16 protein-coding genes are annotated in these 21,627 nt (G+C 30.5%); 1 reads left to right on the plus strand and 15 read right to left on the minus strand.

Annotated elements, in window-relative coordinates; translation table 11 throughout:
• Positions 1-134: 134 nt before the first annotated feature.
• The 14 genes from J6Y29_01380 to J6Y29_01445 all read right to left on the minus strand — a co-directional run bounded on the left by J6Y29_01380 (position 135) and on the right by J6Y29_01445 (position 17,390).
• Entirely contained in the window at positions 135-2,012 is a 1,878-nt protein-coding gene (locus tag J6Y29_01380; protein ID MBP5426544.1) for an ABC transporter ATP-binding protein, read from the minus strand.
• Positions 1,984-3,729 (minus strand): ABC transporter ATP-binding protein, encoded by a 1,746-nt coding sequence (locus J6Y29_01385; protein ID MBP5426545.1) that lies wholly within the window; start codon positions 3,727-3,729, stop codon positions 1,984-1,986. The genes J6Y29_01380 and J6Y29_01385 overlap by 29 nt, the downstream gene beginning before the upstream one ends.
• Positions 3,730-3,733: 4 nt before the next feature.
• Positions 3,734-4,726 carry an NAD(P)H-dependent glycerol-3-phosphate dehydrogenase gene (locus tag J6Y29_01390; protein ID MBP5426546.1) on the minus strand — a complete coding sequence of 331 codons (993 nt, stop codon included), beginning with the start codon at positions 4,724-4,726 and terminating at the stop codon, positions 3,734-3,736.
• A 44-nt stretch (positions 4,727-4,770) separates the two neighbouring features.
• Positions 4,771-5,400: a glycerol-3-phosphate 1-O-acyltransferase PlsY gene (plsY, locus tag J6Y29_01395; protein MBP5426547.1), complete on the minus strand. Its 630-nt coding sequence runs from the start codon at positions 5,398-5,400 to the stop codon at positions 4,771-4,773.
• Positions 5,391-6,716: a ribosome biogenesis GTPase Der gene (der, locus tag J6Y29_01400; GenBank protein ID MBP5426548.1), complete on the minus strand. Its 1,326-nt coding sequence runs from the start codon at positions 6,714-6,716 to the stop codon at positions 5,391-5,393. Before der ends, plsY begins: the two co-directional genes overlap by 10 nt.
• A gap of 181 nt (positions 6,717-6,897) precedes the next feature.
• On the minus strand, positions 6,898-7,089 hold the full coding sequence (gene rpmF / locus J6Y29_01405; protein MBP5426549.1) for a 50S ribosomal protein L32: 192 nt from the start codon (positions 7,087-7,089) through the stop codon (positions 6,898-6,900).
• A gap of 204 nt (positions 7,090-7,293) precedes the next feature.
• Positions 7,294-8,274 carry a hypothetical protein gene (locus tag J6Y29_01410; protein MBP5426550.1) on the minus strand — a complete coding sequence of 327 codons (981 nt, stop codon included), beginning with the start codon at positions 8,272-8,274 and terminating at the stop codon, positions 7,294-7,296.
• 149 nt (positions 8,275-8,423) lie between these two features.
• Positions 8,424-9,275 carry a patatin family protein gene (locus tag J6Y29_01415; GenBank protein ID MBP5426551.1) on the minus strand — a complete coding sequence of 284 codons (852 nt, stop codon included), beginning with the start codon at positions 9,273-9,275 and terminating at the stop codon, positions 8,424-8,426.
• A gap of 58 nt (positions 9,276-9,333) precedes the next feature.
• Positions 9,334-10,209, minus strand: coding sequence for a diadenylate cyclase CdaA (gene cdaA / locus J6Y29_01420; GenBank protein ID MBP5426552.1), 876 nt, complete (start codon positions 10,207-10,209; stop codon positions 9,334-9,336).
• A gap of 262 nt (positions 10,210-10,471) precedes the next feature.
• Entirely contained in the window at positions 10,472-12,742 is a 2,271-nt protein-coding gene (locus J6Y29_01425; protein ID MBP5426553.1) for an ATP-dependent Clp protease ATP-binding subunit, read from the minus strand.
• Positions 12,743-13,017: 275 nt separating this feature from the next.
• Positions 13,018-14,034 carry an inorganic phosphate transporter gene (locus J6Y29_01430; protein MBP5426554.1) on the minus strand — a complete coding sequence of 339 codons (1,017 nt, stop codon included), beginning with the start codon at positions 14,032-14,034 and terminating at the stop codon, positions 13,018-13,020.
• Positions 14,027-14,653 (minus strand): DUF47 domain-containing protein, encoded by a 627-nt coding sequence (locus tag J6Y29_01435; GenBank protein MBP5426555.1) that lies wholly within the window; start codon positions 14,651-14,653, stop codon positions 14,027-14,029. The genes J6Y29_01430 and J6Y29_01435 overlap by 8 nt, the downstream gene beginning before the upstream one ends.
• A gap of 148 nt (positions 14,654-14,801) precedes the next feature.
• The gene (locus J6Y29_01440) at positions 14,802-15,203 is read right to left on the minus strand and encodes an ankyrin repeat domain-containing protein (protein MBP5426556.1); all 402 of its coding nucleotides are present in this window, start codon (positions 15,201-15,203) and stop codon (positions 14,802-14,804) included.
• Between the two features lie 27 nt (positions 15,204-15,230).
• Complete coding sequence (locus tag J6Y29_01445) at positions 15,231-17,390, minus strand: ankyrin repeat domain-containing protein (GenBank protein ID MBP5426557.1); 2,160 nt, start codon at positions 17,388-17,390, stop codon at positions 15,231-15,233.
• A gap of 233 nt (positions 17,391-17,623) precedes the next feature.
• Between J6Y29_01445 and asnB the strand changes: the two genes are divergently transcribed.
• Positions 17,624-19,465: an asparagine synthase (glutamine-hydrolyzing) gene (gene asnB / locus J6Y29_01450; GenBank protein MBP5426558.1), complete on the plus strand. Its 1,842-nt coding sequence runs from the start codon at positions 17,624-17,626 to the stop codon at positions 19,463-19,465.
• 52 nt (positions 19,466-19,517) lie between these two features.
• On the opposite strand, the gene J6Y29_01455 is transcribed toward asnB, so the two are convergent.
• Positions 19,518-21,627 (minus strand): S-layer homology domain-containing protein (locus J6Y29_01455; GenBank protein ID MBP5426559.1); only part of this gene is annotated, 2,110 nt, incomplete at its 5' end.

Below are 21,627 nucleotides of genomic sequence, written 5' to 3' on the forward strand. Positions count from 1 at the left end.
GTAGTATTGGAGAGGTATCATCTGCGATTATACAAAAGTATATTGAAACACAAGGCTAATTGTTATTAATCTGCGAGGCTCCTCCCACCGCCCAAGGGCAGTGGGTTTCCGCCTTGTTAAAGATAAAAGTTATTTTATGAAAATGCTCCCATATACAAATTGTAGTAAATACCTCTATGGTTTATTAAGTCTTGGTGCTTTCCTCTTTCTATTATTTCTCCATGATCTATTACTAAAATTACATCTGCATCTTGAATTGTTTGAAGTCTATGGGCTATAACAAAAGAAGTCCTTCCTTTCATTAATTCATCCATCCCTTTTTGAACCAATTTTTCTGTTCTGGTATCTATAGATGATGTAGCCTCGTCCAATATCATAACTGGAGGGTTATTTACAATTGCTTGTGCTATTGCTAGCAATTTTCTTTGACCTTCAGATAAATCTTCACCATTATTTGAAATTTTTGTATTATATCTATCTGGCAATTTACTGATAAAATCATGCGCATGTGCAAGCTTTGATGCATTATATATATCCTCGTCAGATGCACTTAGATTACCGTAGCGAATATTTTCCATTATGGTTCCCGTAAATAAATTCGTATCTTGTAAAACCATTCCTATGGAATTTCTCAATGCGCATTTTTTTATGTCTGTTATATTTATTCCATCAAACAAAATTTTACCGTGCTGTATATCATAAAATCTATTTATTAAATTTGCTATTGTTGTTTTTCCAGCACCAGTTGCGCCAATAAGCGCAACTTTTTGACCAGGATTTGCGTATAATCCAAAGTTTTTTAATATAGGTGTATTTTCTTTATACTCAAATCCAACATCAAAAAATTGAACCTTACCTTCTACTTTTTTTAAGCTGCCATCTATAACATTTTTCCACGCCCAAGTGTTTGTAACGTATGTAACCTCTGTAAGTGTACTATCTTTACTAATATCAACATTTACTAAATCTATATGTCCAGTGTAATCCTCTATCTCCTCGTCTAATAAATCAAAAATCCTTTCAGCCCCAGCAAGTGCTAAAACAATAGAATTTATCTCTAAAGATATTTGTTGAATAGGTCCAGCTATAGTTTTGCTAAGCTGTAAAAAGCTTGCTATGCTTCCCAATGTAATTCCTAAATTAGAATTTATAGATAAAATTCCTCCCAATATTGCAATTAATACATATTGTATATTACTGATGTTTCCTATCATAGGGAATATTAGTAATATATATTTATTGGCTTTTATTGAATCCTCACAAAGAGTGTTATTTAACGTATTAAACTTTTCTTTTACAACATTTTCATACGAAAACGATTTTACAACTTTTTGTGCATTTAACATCTCCTCCATAAAGCCATTAATTTTACCGATAGATTCCTGAACTTTTAAAAAATATTCAGAACCAGTTTTTGTTACTTTTTTTATTATAGCTACCATGCCAAAAGTTATAATCAAAACCAAACAAGTTAGGTATATATTAGTTTTTACCATTGCAATAAGTACCATGATTATAGTTAATATAGAGGAAAAAATTTGAGGTAATCCTTGTCCTATCATTTCTCTTAACGTATCGGTATCATTGGTATATACACTCATTATGTCTCCATACTCGTGTGTATAAAAATACCTTAAGGGTAATTTTTGCATATGTAAAAACATCTCGTTTCTAATATTTTTCAATGTTCCTTGAGAAATTCGTATCATTATTCTATTATATAAGAACGTTGCAAAAGTTCCAATAACATATACAATTGACATATATATTATAAACTTAAGCAAAGGAATCCAATTTGGATTTTTTGTACCTATCAATGGAGTTATATAGTCGTCAAGTAATACTTGTAAGAATAAAGAATTTGCCACATTTACAAAACAGCTTACAAAAATTAAAAATATTACAGCTATAAAATATGCATAATAGTTTCTCAATACGTATAACAACATCCTTTTAGCTGTTCCCTTTTTTAACTGTACTTTTTTAAATGGTTGTTTCTTTCTCACTTTCATATTCCTCCCTTACTTGCGATCTATATATTTCTTGGTATAGTTTATTAGTTTTCATTAATTCATCGTGAGTTCCTATTGCATTTACACATCCATTATTCATTACTAAGATTCTATCTAAATTTAGTACAGACAATATTCTTTGCGAAATTATAATTTTAGTTGTGCTAGGTAAATTTTTCTTTAATCCTTGTCTTATCATTGTATCTGTCTTTGTATCAACTGCACTAGTTGAATCATCTAAAATTAATATCTTAGGTTTTTTTAGTAATGCACGCGCAATACAAAGCCTTTGTTTTTGACCGCCAGAGAAATTGGATCCTTCTTGTTTTACTTCTGAATCAAGCTTATTTTCTAATTTTTCAATAAACTCTGTTGCACAAGCTATATCGCATGCATTCATAATTTCTTCATCCGATAAAGAATTATTTCCCATGCACAAGTTTTCTCTTATTGTCCCGCTAAATAAAATATTTTTTTGGAATACTACAGCTATATTATCGCGTAAAACATCTATAGAGTAGTCTTTAACGTTGACTCCATTAATCAAAATTTCGCCATCTGAAACATCATACAATCGCGGTATTAATTGTACTAAAGTTGATTTCGAACTCCCTGTCTCCCCCACTATTCCAATACTCTCGCCTGATTCTATACTAATATTGATATCTTTTAGGCATAAAGTTTCACTTTTTAAATATCCAAAGTTAACATTTTTAAAAATTATGTCACCGCTTTCCATAATTCCTACAGAATTTTTTTTCTCCTTTAGATCTATTTCTTCTCTTAAAATTTCATATATTCTCTCCAAAGAATTCCGAGAAATTAAAAGCATAACTAATACGCCCGATATCATCATAAGACTTATTAGTATTTGTCCTGTGTACGCAATAAAACTAATAAGTTCTCCTCTTGTCATACCATTTACTGTTATTAATTTACTCCCAAACCACGCTATTAAAATTATACTTGTATATATAGAAAATTGCATAAGGGGAGAATTAAATGAAATTATCTTTTCCGCATTTATAAAGTTTTTATATAGCTCTTTAGAAATTTTTTGGAATTTGTTGTTTTCAAAATCTTCTCTTACATAAGACTTAACTGTCTTTATGTTTCTTAAATTTTCTTGTACTACATTATTTAACATATCATACGTTTCAAAAGTTTTCTTAAAATGAACATGTACTCTAGAAATTATAAAATATAGTCCTGTTCCTAAAAATACTATAGCAAAAGCAAAAATTATAGACATTTTTTTATTTATAGAAAATGCCATGAATAATGAAAACAAAAGCATCATTGGTGCCCCTACTGCAACGCGTATGCTCATTTGAAAAGCTTGTCTTACATTGTTTATGTCTGTAGTTAATCGAGTTAACAAACTTGATGCTTTAAATTTATCTATATTAAAAAAAGAAAAATCTTGAATTTTATAATATATCTTTCGACGCAAGTTCCTTGCAAAACCATTTGAAGCGATGGCAGTATATATGCCACATAAAACTCCAAACATTAGAGATGCAAAAGAAATAACTACAAGTAATACACCAAGTTTTATAACAACATTTATATTCCCCAAAGTTATACCTTTGTCAATTAATTTTGCCATAATTATAGGTGTCAAAACTCCTATAACAACTTCCATGCCAACAAAACTTGCCGCTAATATTGATTGCTTCTTAAACTCCTTTGCACACTCTAATATGTTTTTTAACATTTAATTATACCTCGCTTTTTTTATCTCTGTTCATTAGTTCGTATACAGCAGATCGTGGATCTACGCCATTAAATAATATATCATATGCTTTTTTAGTAATAGGCATAGAAACATTAAGCTTTTGTGATAATTCATACGCACCTTTTGCAGTTTTTATACCTTCTACTACCATTTTAACCTCATCCATAGCTTCGCTAGGAGTTTTTCCCTGTCCAATTAGAATACCAGCCCGCCTATTTCTGCTGTGCATACTTGTACAAGTAACTATAAGATCTCCTATGCCAGTTAAACCAGAAAATGTTTCTTTTTTTGCACCCAGCGCTACTCCTAAACGCACGATCTCTGCCATACCTCTAGTCATTAACGCAGCTTTTGTATTATCTCCCAAATTTAATCCATCAGTTATACCTGCACACAAGGCTATGATATTTTTTAGTGCTCCTCCCAATTGAACACCTATAACATCTGTATTTGTATATACTCTGAAACACTCTGACATGAATGCATCTTGTATAAACTCTGCTGTCTTTATGTCATTAGATGCTGCAACTATTGCAGTAGGAATATCTCTTGCTACTTCTTCTGCATGAGTTGGCCCTGTTAAAACCCCTATTTTACAATTTGAAATTTCTTGTTCTATTACCTGAGTCATCAAAAGATCTGTTCCTTGTTCTATTCCTTTTGAACAATTTACTATAATAGTATTTTTAGTTATGTATGGTTTCATTAATTTAGCTGTATTTCTAACAACATCGGATGGAACCACTAATAATGCCATATCTGCATCTTCTAATACCAACTTTATATCCGACGTACAAAATATATTTTCTGGTAAAATTATATTAGGTAATTTAGATTTGTGTTCCCTTCCTTTTTGAAGCATTTGTGCTTCATCTTCAAAAAATGACCATAAATATACTCTATCATTCTTTTTTGAAAGAACTCTAGCCAGCGCAACACCCCAACTCCCAGCTCCTATTACTGCAATTTTTTTCATAATAATTTTCCTTTCTCTTTCAATTTAAATACTTTTTCTATTAACTACGATTTCTTCTTTATTGAAAACTTTGACTCAGTTCCACTAAAGAGTCTCTTTATATTTTCTCTATGCATTATAATAGCTGATATTGCTACTATTATGCTCCACACAATCATATACAAACGTGCGTTGTCATGCCTATATATAGTGACTGCAAATGGTATTAATACAGCACATACAATGGATCCTAACGAGATATATCTTGTAGTAATAACAACAACCAAAAATATCAGAAACAAACTTGCTGCAATTCTATAATCAATATAAGTTAAAACTGCTGCTGTCGTTAGAATGCCTTTTCCACCTTTAAATCTAAAAAATATTGGAAAATTGTGTCCTAGTATTGCACCTAATCCACCCAGCAACATCCCAACTTCTGATACACCATTTATCTGCCCTAATACAAGTTTTCCTAAGTACGCAGACAAAATACCTTTGAAGGTATCACCTAATATAACTAAAAGTCCAGCAAATTTACCTAATACTCTAAAAGTGTTTGTCATACCTGCATTTTTACTACCATGCTCTCGTATATCCGTTCCATAAAACTTACTAACAATTATAGACGTATTTAGACTACCAATTACATATCCAATTATCAAAACAATTATAGCTTTAAATATTATTTCCAATTTTCTTCACCTTTTTCTCTTAAAATAAATTTTATTGGTGTGCCTTCAAATCCAAAACTCTTTCTTAGCTGATTTTCTATATATCTTTGGTAAGAATAATGCATAAGTTTGGCATTGTTTACAAATAAAATAAAAACAGGTGGTTTTGAGTACGCTTGAGTCATATAATAAACCTTTAAACGTCTACCCTTATCTGATGGGGGCTGAACCATAGCAGTAATCATATTTAATAAATCATTTAATACTCCTGTTGAAACTCTGATGGAATATTGACCGTATACATGATTTATCAAATCATATAAATTATTAACCCTTTGTCCTGTTTTAGCTGATATAAACACTGAAGGAGCATACTGCATAAACGATAAACCTTCTTTAATTCTTTTTTCGTATTCTTCTAAAAAACCTGTATCCTTTTCCACAGCATCCCATTTGTTTACTACTACTATAGATGCTTTTCCCTGTTCATAAGCATATCCAGCTATTTTAGTATCTTGTTCTGTAACTCCCTGAGTTGCATCTATAACAATTAAGCAAACATCTGCCCTGTCTACTGCAGTCCATGCACGTAAAACACTATATTTTTCAATAGACTCATCTATCTTATTTTTTTTGCGTATTCCAGCAGTATCTATGAACAAATATTTTGAGTCTCCTACTGTAACATAAGTGTCAATTGCATCTCTTGTTGTACCGGCGATGTCACTTACTATAACACGATTTTCGCCCAATATTTTATTTATCAATGAAGATTTACCAACGTTAGGTTTTCCTATAACAGCAACCTTTATAGTGTCTTCATCATTCTGGTCGACATTAATATTTTCAAAATATTTGAATACTTCGTCTAACAAGTCTCCAATACCTAAACCATGTGAAGAGGATATAGCAATAAAGTCTCCCATACCCAAATTGTAAAACTCATATGCATCTGATGGAATTTCACCTATATTGTCTATTTTGTTAACCGCAAGTATTACTGGTTTTTTAGATCTCTGGAGGATAGAAGCCACTTCCCTATCTGCAGCAGTTAATCCTGTTTTACAGTCAACCAAAAATATTATAACATCAGATGTGTCTATTGCTACTTCTGCCTGACTTTTCATTTGCTTCAATATCACATCATCTGAATAAGGCTCTATACCGCCTGTATCAATAATTTTAAACTTTTGATTTCTCCATTCAGCTTCAGTATATATCCTATCCCTAGTGACCCCTGGAGTATCATCAACTATAGATATCCTTCTCCCTGCTATATAATTAAATAAAGTCGACTTACCTACATTGGGCCTACCTACTATTGCAACAACTTTCACCTCTTTTGTACCTCCCAACTCTATATCTAAAAAAGCAACAGAAGTCAATCTGTTGCTCTATTTTATTATCCATTTTACTCCCAAAAAAGGAGTGGTACATAAACCAGTTCTAATGGACAAACATCCATTAGAACGAACGTACATCCAGACAAAACAACTAAACGCAAATTATATAGAAATCCTATTCATTTGCTGCTTTTTTTATTGTTATAACTTCTTTCCCATTATAATAACCGCAAGCTCTGCACACTCTATGTGGAAGCTTTAATTCGTGGCATTGTGGACACTTAACTAGATTAGGAACACTGAGTTTCCATTGAGATCTTCTCTTTCCAGTTCTAGCTTTAGACCATTTACGCTTTGGATTTGCCATTTCTATACACCTCCTTAACAAAACACCTTAACAACTTTTACCAAGGTTAACAATCTTAACAGCCTCACTTCCAAATTATACAATAGATAAATTTAATTTGTCAAGTCGTAAAGTCGGTTTGTATTACGTATTTGTTTTTAAAAAAATAAAAACCTAAAACCAGAGTTTATCTGATTTTAGGTCAACTTAAAGGTCACATTATAATCAATCTACTTGCATGCGTAATCCTCCATTTTCATTCATTTCCAACTCCGTTCCATTTTTCATGAAATCGTCTTTTACCTTATCTAAGTTTTCTTTATCTTTGTCCAATAACACTTTTTTATCTTTTAACATGAGTACTGTTTCTTGCAATTCTTTTAAGTTTTGTGTTATACTTTCGCTAATTTCCTTCAACTCGTCTAGTTCAATAACACTATCGTCATCTATTATTAAGTTTATATCTTTATTATTGGGTTCAAATTTTGCATTTTCAACTTCTTCAATTGTATTTACATGTGCAATAAAATTATTTATTGAATCGTCCATATTTTCAACCTCTAGCAAAATACTATTTTTATTGTCTATTTTTAAAGAAAACTTTTTATAATCCTTTGTTAATATGCCTGAAACAGTTACATTCTTATAAATTTTTTCAATTGTGGTATAGTCATTTAATAATGTAGTTATACTAGTTTGGTCTTCATTCAACGTTTTGGTAGCCTCTTTGGATTTTTCTAATTGTGTATTTATCCTTTCAGTTTGTTGTTCATAAAAACTTTGCATTAAATTATAACATTGTATAGTAAAAATTTCTTGTTTTAATTGCGGAATATGGTGTAACTCAAAACGAAATACAGGGATTAAGGTACTTAAAGATATTCTATTTATACCTCTTTGACTGTCATATGAATTTTCTTTTAACATGCTTGCTTTTGCTGCATTAACAATATTCATAATTCCTTTTCTTAGAGTTTTTAAATTTGTAGTATCAATTGGATCATCAGTAGGTTCATATTGTTCAAATAATTTTATGGCTTCAAGCCTCTTTTGATTTATGTTTTCATACATGCTTATTGTATCATCATCAATTTCATCTGATGAATTAGATAGTTTCTCTATAACAACATTCATATCATCATATATCTTTGATAATTCATGTATTATTACTTTGTTATCCATAGCTTCGTCTGTTTTATTATACATAGCAAACACCTCCTACGTTGGTTATACACCGCTATTATATAATTAGACATTGAAACAAAAAAATCCTTCTTTTAATAAGTGAAAAAGCCTATCTTCTAGATAAGCTTTTCTACGGTAAGGATTTATATTGAGGAAATTTTTGGGCTTTTTTAACACAAACCAAGATATTTTTTTAAGTTTTCCAACGCCTTCTGAGCGTCAAGTACACCTAAATTATATAAATTTTCTACCTTTATAATGTTTTTTTCTAATCTCTTAACTTTTAAATCTTTTGTAGGTCTTATAACAAAAATACTCTTTTCTCTCTTACAAGAGTTTATATAATCAATAGTATTGTTATAATTCTTATACCTTTTCTTTACGGTTTCTACAAATTTAGGATATTTACTATATACAATATTATACAAAAAACAATTTGATTTTTTCTTTTTATAACCTTCTGGTCTGGTTAATACCGCAATAATTTTGTCGTAACCTAACTTACGTGCTTTTTTAACAGGAATGCTATCTGCAATACCACCGTCTAAATACTCGTTTTTATCAATTTTAACTATATTAGACACTAATGGCATGGAACCTGAGGCTCTTAGATATTCTAAATTATGTCCATCATCTAAATCATTTATTTTTATGTACTCTGCCTCTCCTGTATTTAAGTTTGTAACTGTTGCATAGAAGTCAATTTTAGAATTCTTAAAAGATTCAAAATCAAATCTATCTAATTTATATATAAGTTCATTAAAACAAAAATCTTTATTCATGATATCACCTGTGGTAATCAATGAATAAAAACCCATGTACCGTTTATCATTTAAATATTTTTTACTATATCTTAACGCCCTTCCCGCTTGATTAGATATGTAATTTACTCCAAACAACGCTCCGGCAGAAACCCCAATAACGGCATCAACAACTATGTTATTGTTCATAAAAACATCTAACACACCTGCAGTATATAAACCACGCATTGCTCCGCCTTCTAAAACCAACGCAACTTTCAAAAAAAACCACCCCAAACTGTATTTTTCCTATATCTATATCATAAAATCCCTTATTAGTTTATTTCCCTCGTCTAACACCTCTAAATGAGTGAATTATTGAATATTTATCTTCAACATAATTTAATTCACCTTCTAGAAGTACTTTCGATAAATATTCCTTCAAAGCCTCTGTAGATATAGCATGATACATCTTACCATTCATATAAAATGAAATCTCAGCTGTTTCTTCTGAAACTGTTATAGCTAAACAATCTGAAATCTCTGTAATTCCCATCGCAGCTCTATGCCTAGTACCTAACCTCTTACCTATTTCTTTACTATTGGTGAGTATTAAAATACATGCTGCAGCTATTATTCTAGTATCTCTTATAACTACGGCTCCATCATGCAATGGAGTATTAGGAATAAATATATTTTCTAATAAGTCACTCGAAACACACGCATCTAATTTTGTTCCTGTGTTTATTATTTCCCCTAATTTTGTTTCTCTTTCATAAATAATTATTGCGCCAGTCGATGATTTCGACAAGTTGGATACAGCTTGTACTATTTCTTCTATCATTAACTTTTTCTTTAGTAGTATGTCCTCATTCTTAGTACTTATGTTAAAGAAATCACCCCATTTACTGTTGCCTATCTTTTCTAGGGTTCTTCTCAATTCAGGCTGAAATAAAACCACAAAGGCGAGCGCTATATACGAAATAGCTGAATTTAAAATATCTGAAGTCACTTTTAAACCCAATATTCTAGTGACTTTAGCTGCCACAAATATTATAATTACACCTTTTAAAAGCTGCCACGCCCTTGTCTCTCTTACTATTGTTATTATCTTATACACAATATATGACACTATCAAGCAATCTAACACAAGCGATATCATTTCACCTGTGTTCCCAACATTTATTATGTTTAATTTTTGAATAAAATCAACCATAAATATTTCTCCCCTGCGTTAATACTAAAATCCAAAGAAAGATGAACCTATTACTCCAACTGATGATAGCAAAAATATCCCTGCCAATATAAGTGTAATCCATCTTACTGTTGTTTTACTAAACATTTTAACTCCCTCCATATAACTTATTTTGTATATCAAACAACCTCCAATAATTATAGCACAATACCCAAAAAATTACAATACCTAAAATTAGAGCATTTTATCTTTTTTATCGATTTTTTATTTAAAAAATTGACATTTAATCAATAACTATTTTGCCATTTTTTACATGAATTTTTATATTACTTCCCTCTTTATATACCCCTTTTAAATAATTATCAGATAAAGGATTTTCTATTAACTTTTGTATTGTTTTTCGCAATGGTCTTGCTCCATACTTAGTATCATATCCTTGTTCTAATATTATATCATGTACACCCTTTTCAATTGATACAGTCATTTTTTTATTTTCTATTTCTGCCTTAACCTCAGAAAGCATCATACCAATTATTTCTTTTAATTCTTCACGAGAAAGCTCTTTAAATATAACCACATCATCTACTCTATTTAAAAACTCTGGTTTAAAAATCTGTTTTAATTCACCTTGTACTTTATTTTCTAACATGTCATATGAATCTTGAAAAAAGCCTATACCATTACCTTTCGAATTTGTTCCCGCATTTGAAGTCATTATTATTATAGTGTTTGAAAAATCTACCTTGACACCATGACTATCTGTTAAAATACCATCATCTAAAATTTGTAGTAATATATTATAAACATCTTGATGCGCTTTTTCTATTTCATCAAGCAATATAACAGAATAAGGATTTCTCCTAATTTTTTGTGTTAATTGCCCTGCCTCATCGTATCCTACATAACCTGGAGGTGCACCTATAAGCTTTGATGCAGTGTGTTTTTCCATGTATTCCGACATATCTAATCTGATTAAAAATTTTTCGTCTCCAAATAACTCTCTGGTTACGGCTTTTACCAATTCAGTTTTTCCTACTCCAGTTGGGCCAACAAAAATAAATGATACGGGTTTCTTTTTACTTCTAAAATCTGTTCTATTTCTTCTTATCGCACTTGATAAAACTGAAACTGCCTTATCTTGCCCTACTATACTCTTATGAAGTCTTTCTTCTAACATTAATAATTTTTGTGTTTCTACTTCACTTATCTTTTGTACTGGAATTTTAGTCCACATCTCTATTACTTTTGCAATATCGTTATATGTTACTTCAACAGGTATATTTTGATTTTCATACTCTTTTAATTCCTGTTCAAGTTTACATTCTCGTATTTTAAGATCGGCTGCTTTTTGATAATCTTCTATTGAATCTGCCATTACTGCTGAATCTTTCTCTTCTTGAATAATCCTTAGGTCTTCTTTAACTTTTTCTAAATTCGCCAAATTTAAATTGCTCAAATTAGCACGAGAAGATGCCTCATCAATTACATCAATCGCTTTATCTGGCAAAAATCTATCTGTTATATATCTTTGAGATAAATCAACCGCACCTCGAATAACTTCATCTGAAATTTTTACTTTATGATAATTTTCATAATATTCCCTAATTCCATTTAATATCTCAATTGTCTCTTCTGCAGTGGGTTCTTCTACTAGTACGGGCTGAAATCTTCTTTCTAATGCTTTATCTTTTTCGATATATTTTCTATATTCTTCAAGTGTTGTAGCACCTATAATTTGAATTTCTCCTCTTGATAATGCAGGCTTTAATATATTGGCTGCATTCATGGCACTATCAGCTTCCCCGGCGGACATAATATTATGCAATTCGTCTATAACTAATATAACATTGCCCAATGATATAGCTTCTTCTAGTATTCCTTTCATTCGCCCCTCAAATTGTCCTCTAAATTGAGTTCCTGCAACTATACTTGTAAAATCTAACATATACACTTCTGCATTAAATAATTTAATTGGTACGTTTCTTTGAACAATTCTTTGTGCTAAAGCCTCTGCAATAGCTGTTTTTCCTACTCCGGGCTCTCCTATTAGAACAGGATTGTTTTTATTTCTCCTATTCAATATTTGAATAACTCGCTCTAACTCCTTTTCTCTTCCTACCACCAAATCAAGTTTATTTTCCTTGGCTTTCTTAGTCAAGTTAGTTCCATATGCATCCAAATATTTTTTCTTAGCACCATTTCTAGTCTTCACTCTAACATTGGAATTTATATCATCATCAGTCATGGAATCATTATTAGTAGAAAATCCGTTGAAAAATTTCATGTACATACCCTTAGACATATTATCATCTTCATCTTCCAAATTTCCAAAGCCCTCCATGTCCATTGTATTAAAAATATTTCCAACTTGATTATTTAAATCATCTAATTCTTCTTCAGTAACTCCGCTCTGTTCTAGTAATTGATCTACTGGCTTTAAGCCTTGTTTTTTAGCACACTTCAAGCAAAGTCCTTCTTGAACTTGCTTACCATTTATATATTTAGTAACAAAAATAAGAGCCATATTTTCTTTACACACTGAACATTTTATCATGATAAAATCTCATCTCCTTTTCTTAGCTAAACTGATCGTATGCTATCTAAGGACTTTATTGCTTAATTTATTATACAAATAAAGATAAGTTTTCATTCCTTTTTTCGAACAATCTTATGCTTTACTTTACATCTCGTAGGACACGTGTGTCGCAAGCTAACATACATTTTAGTTGTATTCTGGAATTTTAGTAGAATTAGGTTACTATCATTAGCCTTAATTACACACACTGTCCTTAACATAACATTACTCTTTTACTAATTTTCTATAACAAATCAAACAAACATTTGCATCAAATATGCAATACCTGCCCCCATAAGAGCTGTCAACGGCAAAGTTATAATCCATGCTATAACTATTTCTCTTACAACACCCCATCTAACAGCCGATGCCCTTTTTGCAGCTCCCACACCTAAAACTGATGTAGTTATAACTTGCGTTGTACTAACTGGAGCTCCAAAATGCGACATAGTCTCTATTATAACCGCGGCTCCTGTTTGTGCTGCAAAACCACCTATAGGCTGAAGCTTTATCATACTAAGTCCCATCGTTTTCATTATTTTCCATCCTCCTATAGATGTACCCAATGCCATGGCAATAGCACAAGCACATTTTACCCAAAGCGGTACATCTGCATCAGGACCCAAAATACCAGTAGATATTAACGCTAATGTTATTATACCCATAGATTTCTGAGCATCATTACTACCATGAGAATACGCAACAAAAGCTGCCGATATAATTTGAAATTTCGAGAACCATCTATTAACAAAAGCTTGTGTAAATGGTCGTAGTACTTCATATAATATCGACATCAACAAATATCCTATAAACAATCCCAATAACGGTGCTATAAACAATGGTATTATAACTTTTTGTACAACTCCACCATAACCTATCCAATTTACCACATCAACAGATCTAGCAAACACCATCGATGATCCAATTAATCCGCCTATCATCGCGTGTGACGAACTACTAGGAATAGCAAAATGCCAAGTAATAAGATTCCATATAATAGCTGCTATTAAAGTTGCTATTATAGCGTACTGGCCATTAGCTGCGCCACTTTTTATAAGACCCGCTGATATCGTTTTTGCAACTTTACTACTAATTAACGCTCCAACAAAATTTAGTATCGTAGCCATAGCTATTGCCTGTTTGGGCGACAAGACCCTAGTTGAAACAGACGTCGCTATCGAGTTCGCGGTGTCATGAAAACCATTAATAAAATCGAATAATAATGTTAATACAATAATAAAAATTAGGAACATACTTGATGTACTAAACATGTTTCATTACAATCCCTTCTATAATGTTTGCAACGTCTTCACAGGAATCTAGAATTTCCTCCAAAAAATTATAAATAGATTTCCATCTTATAACTTGCATAACATCTTTTTCGTGAGAGAATAAATCCTTCATTGCTCCCCTGAATACGTAATCTCCATCATTTTCGATTTTATTAATGTCTATTATTTTATTGTGAATTTTTTCTGTTTTCTTTTTCATAAATCTCAAATCTTCTATTAGAACTTCCAATTCTTTTGTAGCATCTATAACAAGCTTAGCTAACTCTATAGCCTCTTTTTTTATAGTGTCCACATTATACATCATAAACCTTTGTGCTGTCATTTCTATTTGATCAGTAATATCATCCAGCTCTTTTGCGATCAAATGTATATCTTCTCTGTCTATGGGGGTAATAAACGAAGCATCTAATTGTCTGAATACTTTATGCACTATTGCATCACAATCGTGCTCTATGACTTCTATACTTTTTATTTTTTCCTTCACGTTACTATAGTTGCTTACTAGATCAAAAAATAGCTCCGCTGCCTCCACATTTTTCCTAACAATCTCTACAAAAAAATCAAAAAATATTTCTTCTTTCGGTGTTATTCTAAACATAAAATTTACCCCTTCTTCTCCTGTTAATTACAGGTTTTTCTTCTGACCTGTTAATTATAAGATAATAATTTATTATTTGCAATTCTTATTTGCCTTAATTTTTACAAAAAACATTTTTTTTGGCTATTTTTACGACAATTTCAAAATATTAAATTGAATTTTTGTTAAAAATATATAATTTTTTACCCTCCGTTTTAACGTCTACAGCATCAAGAGTTTTTAATGACAATCTGCCTAGGTTTCTTTCAATATTAGTACCCGAATTTTTTGTGTCTTTTGATAATACCTTTACCATACTAATGTTTCCCATTTTTTGAGCTGCTAACAACGCAACTTGAAATCCTGTATTAGCTCCTTTGTCCAACAGAATATCTACAACATCTATATTTTGTGCTAGTACAGCTAATACTAAAGGTGTTACACCACTTGACCAACTTTTATTAACATTCACTCTTTTATTATCAATTAACCAATTCATTGTTTCTATATCTCTATTACAAATCGATTCTCTAAACAGTGTATATGGGCAATCTTCTAACGCTTGTAACATTTCTTCTGCTATAGATTTGATATTAATTCACTTTATTTCTTCTTTTAATGATTGGATATATCTTACAGATTTGTCCTTATAACATAATAACAAAGCCTCACTAAAGCCTTGGCAATCACCACTTCTTAAAAAAAATCTGACATTTCTATTTTTAAAAATTGATTCAATAAATTCTTTATTTTTTCCTTCTTTCTCTTTATCGAAGATGTCTAAATCAACAAAGTTATCAATGAGTAAATTAGTTAACTGTAAATTTTTATTTTCTATAGCAACCTTCAATGCATTAGTTCCTGAATTTGTTGTATAGTTTATATCGGCCCCCTTCTCTATTAAATATTTAGCCAAAACTTCATCATTATTTCGAACAGCTTTTATTAAAACGGTATCTCCGCCTAAGGCAATAATATTTACATCAGCTTTCCCCTTCTCTATCAATTCTTTTGCTATATCAAAATCTTTATTCTCTACAGCGTAAAATAAAGCTGTATTACCTAAAAAATCTTTTTTATTTACCTCTACATACGATTTTCCACTTAGTAAACATTCCACTACATTTAATCTTTTCATTTTAGTAGCTACCATTAAAGGAGTACCTTCACAAACACTTTTTTTCAACTTAGTATCGTTAAAATATCCTGTTCGATTCACATCCGCTCCAGCTTCTATCAAGCATTTTATTATTTCTGTATCTCCTATATAACAAGCTGCCACCAATGGAGTAATAAAGCTATTATTTGGATTTACAAGAGCCCCTTGTTCTAATAAATATATAACACCAGAAATGTCTCTTTCGATACAAGCATTTACTAAAAGATCATTTTTACTTCTGCCCATTTTTTTATCTTCAAAATTTTGTATTAAAACTGACATTTTTTGATTTGCATTTTCATCCTTAACCTCTGACACTTCTTGTTTAATTTCTTTTACAAACTTGTCTAAATAACTAACTACGCCACTATATTCTACATTTAATGCATAATATAACAAATTCAAACATGTACCGAATAATTGTACATCTTTTGTGTGAATTGCTGATCGCATCATAACAATTACGCTTGTACCATTAAGAACATCTTTCATAATATCTTTATGTTCTCCCTTAGATTCTTTATCTAAATCTATTTTTACAAAATTTTCTATTAACAATTTTATAAGCTGTACATTTTCATATTTAAAAGCCACATCTAATGGAGTTCCTACGTTGTAACAACTCTTGTTAATATCTGCCCCTTTAAGAATTAAATATTGTACAAATTCTTCTTTAAAATTTAAACAAGCTCCTATTAACGGCGTAATAACACAAACCTCATTCTTACTATTTAGCGCTAAAATCTCCTCATTTATATTGATATCTTTATCTAATAAAGTTTCCGCTGATTCAATACTTCCTTCTCTACATGCTTCCAATAATTCTTCCATATACATATCATTAGCCTTAGTAATATCTATTTTTCTTCTATGTAAAATCTTTATTGATTCCATATTTCTGCAATCCCATGCTTCTTCTAATAATCTTATAGCTTCTTTTTCTGGTATTTCATCAAAATGCTCAAGTTCACTTATCTCAAAACTATTTATTACCTTTCGCATTTTTTTTGCTTGCTGTTCATCATAAATATCTTTTACATTCTTTCTTACCCACTCTAAATACTTTTTTGTTTTAGTTGAATTTCTTTGTACTTTTTCATAATATGACAAAAGTATTGATCTAAGTTTGTTTGTATTCATTGATTCAATGCATAACCTTGTTTTAACTTCTACACTTGGTTGTTCTAAAATACTTTTTATTACAGGATTACTTATATTATCTGTTAATCTATATTCAGCAAAATTGTCCAATAAAAGCAAGGTCAAATTTTTGTTTTTATTTTTCAATGCTATATCCATCATACTATATCCATCTTTTGTCTTCTGGTTAACATTTGCTCCTTTTTCAATAAGTTCTTTCGTAAATAAAATATTCCCCTGTTCACACGCCATTTCTAATAACGAAGCCTCCATATTTTGTTTATTTAATTCAGGATTCTCTTTAATTAAAAATCTTATAGCAGACAAATTCTTCGTTTTACATGCGAACCTAAACAATCTTGTATAATCATTTCTCTTTGTGAATTTTATAAATTTAGCTCTAATATAAATTCCCACAAATTCAACTGAATTTCTTAATTTGAAAAACATGCGTTTCATAAAACTCCCCCTGCTTTCTAGTAACTTTTCTCTTTCCGTATCATTTTACGCCATTTACATTCTGTTGTCAATATGTTTTTAGAATTTTTTGTAACTTTTTGGTATAAAAGTGCTTTTGTTATACATTTATATATACCTTAAACTATACAAAAAATAAAATTGTTTATATTTTGTTAGTAACATATTTTTCTTCTTTTACATATATTATCTATTATTTCTTTTGAGGTGAAAATATGTGCGGAATAGCTGGAATTATGAATATTAAAGATAATATTTATACTAATTTGCCAATTATACAAAATATGACTTATGCTATTAAACACAGAGGTCCTGATGCATCTTCTATATGGGCTTCTAATCACGTACTATTAGGACATTCTAGGTTAATAGTTGTCGATCCTTATAACGGATCTCAACCAATGGTTATCAAAAAAAATAATAATACATATGTTATTACATATAATGGTGAAATTTATAATACTAAAGAACTTCGAGATGAACTTATGCGCAAAAATTATTCTTTTTTAGGAACATCAGATACAGAAGTATTACTAAGCGCTTATATCGAGTGGGATACCTTTATGTTAGATAAATTAAATGGTATATTCTCTTTTGCAATATGGGATGAAAACAAAAGAAGATTGTTCCTAGCAAGAGACCGTTTTGGGGTAAAGCCTCTATTTTATTTTTATAATGAAGATCTTTTAATCTTCGGTTCAGAGCTAAAAAGTCTCTTGTGTCATCCCGCAGTTAGCCCTATTATTGACAAAACATCCTTATCAGATATTCTATTTTTAGGCCCATCCAGAACTCCTGGATTAGGTATATTCAAAAATGTGCATGAATTAAAACCTGCTCACTATTTAACCTTTGATGGTTTTAACCTTACAACAAAAAAATATTGGAGTTTAATATCTAGGAAGCACAATGATTCTTTAGATGAGACGTTGGAAAAACTACGATTTTTAGTAAACGATTCAATCAATCGGCAATTAATTTCAGATGTTCCTTTATGTACTTTTTTATCCGGCGGTCTAGATTCTAGTATAATAACATCTGTTGCAGCTTCACAATACAAAAAGCAAAACCGTATACTACATACCTATTCATTAAATTTTACTGATAATGAGAAATTTTTTAAAGCAGGAAAATTTCAACCTAGTATGGATGACAAATGGATCGACATGGTAGTCCATAATTCCAATACCAAACACCACAAAATTACATTAAATGTAACCGAACAAATAGATAGTCTAGAAGATGCTTTAAATGCAAGAGATTTACCTGGTATGGCTGATATAGATTCGTCGTTGCTATTGTTTTGCCGAGAAATAAAGAAAGACTTTGTCGTGGCTTTATCTGGGGAATGTGCTGACGAAATTTTTGGTGGATACCCGTGGTATTTCAATGAAGATGTGTTAACTTCAAATCAATTCCCGTGGATACAGAAAAATAATGATAAGATAAATATCTTATCTCAAGATCTATTAAATCTTTTAAAGCCTGATGAATATTTGAATGCACGCTATGAACAAACTTTTAATGACATGCCAACATTTGAATTAGATGATATGATAACTGAAAAAAGAAGAAAAATGTTTTATTTAAATTATACTTGGTTTATGGCAAACTTATTAGAAAGAAAAGATAGAATGAGCATGTCATGTGGACTTGAAGTACGTGTACCTTTTTGTGATCATAGAATTGTTGAATATACTTGGAATATACCTTGGGATATGATGAAATATAATAATTCAGAAAAAGGTCTTCTTAGAAAAGCAATGGAGGGTATTTTACCAAAAGAAGTTTTATGTCGTAAAAAGAATCCTTATCCTAAAACATACAATCCACTATTTGAAGAAATATTAAAAAAACGATTACTTGACGTACTAAGTGATAGTTCCTCATATTTATTATCATTAGTTGATTACAAGAAACTACACAAATTATTAAATGCTGACTCAAACTATACATCTCCTTGGTATGGGCAATTAATGGCTACTCCACAGCTTTATGCTTACCTTATCCAGCTAGATTTATGGTTTAGAAAATTTAAACCTACCATCTCCATGTGACATTCTTTTCCTAAATAGCACAGAAGGAATTTTACCTCCTGTGCTCAAATTTCTAATCTAGATATATAATTTTGTTATCCTTATCAAGATATAACTTAACTCCAGTTCCCTTTCGATACAAATTTAAGTTCCTATTATTCGTCAATAAGTTTATATCAAAATATTCGCTTAATTTATATGTTTCGTATCCATTACCCGTATTTATTTTTAGTGAATTAACGTTTAATCTAGATGGAATAAATTCCTCTATTGTTCCAGATACTTGTGTATTTAATATCAACAAGTACTCATTCTTTCCCCAATAATCGCTTATTTTATACATTACTGTATAGTTACCTATATCATATATATCGGTTGTTTCTCCTATGTCTTCTCCTTCTTTTTGTATAACTACAGGTATATCATTTTTAAAGTTTATTGATCCTACCTTTGTGTGTAAATATGAGTTAAACCCTACTACGAACTCAGGTCGTGAGTAAACTGGATCCACAACAATTGCATATTCAAATCCTGTCTTTGTTTCGTTATACGTAAATATTAGTGAAGAATTATATGTTAGAAGATCTGCCACCTTTTTATATTCTATCTTTGAACCGTTATAGTAATATGTTGGTCTGCTTGGTAATAACATAACTTCATTATTCCCATATGTCACTTTTTGTCCATCTACGTTTCGTACAGTTATCTCTAGTTGATTTTTTTCTTTTTCTCCCAAACGTACTATTGTATCGCCATCTACTATTGCTTCATACTTTGCACCAAGTTCTAATTCGCCCAAAGTATCTAAAACATAATATATACCACTGTCTGTTAATACCTGATTGTTTTCATATATATCAACACTTCTACTATTACCCAATATTCGTAGTTTCTGATACTTTCCACTTTTTAATCCCTTATCCATTATATCTACTACTTTTCCGTCATATCCAAATATCAAACAAACTTTGTCAGATATATCATATCCATTTCTACTATTTGTTATTTTGCTAAGTGGCATATACTTACTTATATTGTATGTTACATTATCAACTTCTATTTGAGATGGCGTAGATTTAGTTGGTAAAATATTTGTCAATTCTCCTTGTACATTCTCATGTATAGCTTCATAATAGCTTTCTGTACCAAGATAACTTTCTATTTTATACACAACATCTCTATTTTCCAATTCATCCTTTGAAATATATTTGCCATCCTTTAGAATAGTTACACCATTTAAATCAAAATCATCTAGCACTCCTTCTTCTATGTTATCATTAACAATATGTGGTGTACTATATACTGGATCTACAACAATTACCGCATTTATTGTTATATTGTTCTTGTCATCGTAAGTATATATCAATACCGAATTTCTTTTTATTACTTGATCCAATTGTGTGAAATCTATTTTTACGCCATTATAATAATAGGTATTTTTCTCACTTAAAACTGTAGCTTTTATTTTATTTCCATCGCGATAACTTAGATTACCATCTTTATAGTCATATACTGTAAGCTTTTCCACTCTACTATCAAGATTTATCGCTTTTACAACAACATTATTCTTTATAACAAAATCATATTTTTCTCCTAAATTAGTATTGTACACACCGCCTTTTTTATCCAAAATACCATTTTGAGATGTTATTATTTGATTACTTTTTAGATTGTCATTTGTTACTGTGTTTCCAATTATGATATCCTCTACGTATATGTCATACTTTTTAGCAACAGTTATATCACTATTCTTAGGCTTAGCATTTAAAAAATTGTCCAGAATATAAGCCATTTGGTCTCTTCTAACTTCAGAAAATGGATTTATATTAAGATTTTTTGTTATTTCTAAATCGTTAGCTTTGTTAATATAATTATTAGGCCAAACTCCAACCAAATCATTATCAGTGTATCCTAGTGTTTTTACCAAAATAGTACATACCTGTCCAAATGTTATGTTTTCCTCTGGATAAAATAGGCCGTCTGTTTTCCCTGTTATTAGACCATGAGCATATGCTTCATTTATATATCCTACTGACCATCTATTAACCTCTACATCACTAAACACAGACTTGGACCTATTCATTAGTGCATTAACCTGCAAATTTAATATACGCACTATGATAGTCGCAAATTGCTCTCTAGTTAGTTTCCCTTCAGGTAAAAATTTATTTCCACCTACTCCA

The organism is Clostridiales bacterium (assembly GCA_017961515.1).
In the GTDB taxonomy this organism is placed as follows: Bacteria; Bacillota; Clostridia; order Acetivibrionales; family RGIG10202; genus RGIG10202.

Excerpts from the sequence above, each read along its gene's own strand:
- J6Y29_01380 (MBP5426544.1), bottom strand. The coding sequence starts at position 2,012 with ATGAAAGTGAGAAAGAAACAACCATTTAAAAAAGTACAGTTAAAAAAG.
- J6Y29_01385 (MBP5426545.1), bottom strand. The coding sequence starts at position 3,729 with ATGTTAAAAAACATATTAGAGTGTGCAAAGGAGTTTAAGAAGCAATCA.
- J6Y29_01390 (MBP5426546.1), bottom strand. The coding sequence starts at position 4,726 with ATGAAAAAAATTGCAGTAATAGGAGCTGGGAGTTGGGGTGTTGCGCTG.
- rpmF (MBP5426549.1), bottom strand. The coding sequence starts at position 7,089 with ATGGCAAATCCAAAGCGTAAATGGTCTAAAGCTAGAACTGGAAAGAGA.
- J6Y29_01410 (MBP5426550.1), bottom strand. The coding sequence starts at position 8,274 with ATGTATAATAAAACAGACGAAGCTATGGATAACAAAGTAATAATACAT.
- cdaA (MBP5426552.1), bottom strand. The coding sequence starts at position 10,209 with ATGGTTGATTTTATTCAAAAATTAAACATAATAAATGTTGGGAACACA.
- J6Y29_01425 (MBP5426553.1), bottom strand. The coding sequence starts at position 12,742 with ATGATAAAATGTTCAGTGTGTAAAGAAAATATGGCTCTTATTTTTGTT.
- J6Y29_01430 (MBP5426554.1), bottom strand. The coding sequence starts at position 14,034 with ATGTTTAGTACATCAAGTATGTTCCTAATTTTTATTATTGTATTAACA.
- J6Y29_01435 (MBP5426555.1), bottom strand. The coding sequence starts at position 14,653 with ATGTTTAGAATAACACCGAAAGAAGAAATATTTTTTGATTTTTTTGTA.
- J6Y29_01440 (MBP5426556.1), bottom strand. The coding sequence starts at position 15,203 with ATGTTACAAGCGTTAGAAGATTGCCCATATACACTGTTTAGAGAATCG.
- J6Y29_01445 (MBP5426557.1), bottom strand. The coding sequence starts at position 17,390 with ATGAAACGCATGTTTTTCAAATTAAGAAATTCAGTTGAATTTGTGGGA.
- asnB (MBP5426558.1), top strand. The coding sequence starts at position 17,624 with ATGTGCGGAATAGCTGGAATTATGAATATTAAAGATAATATTTATACT.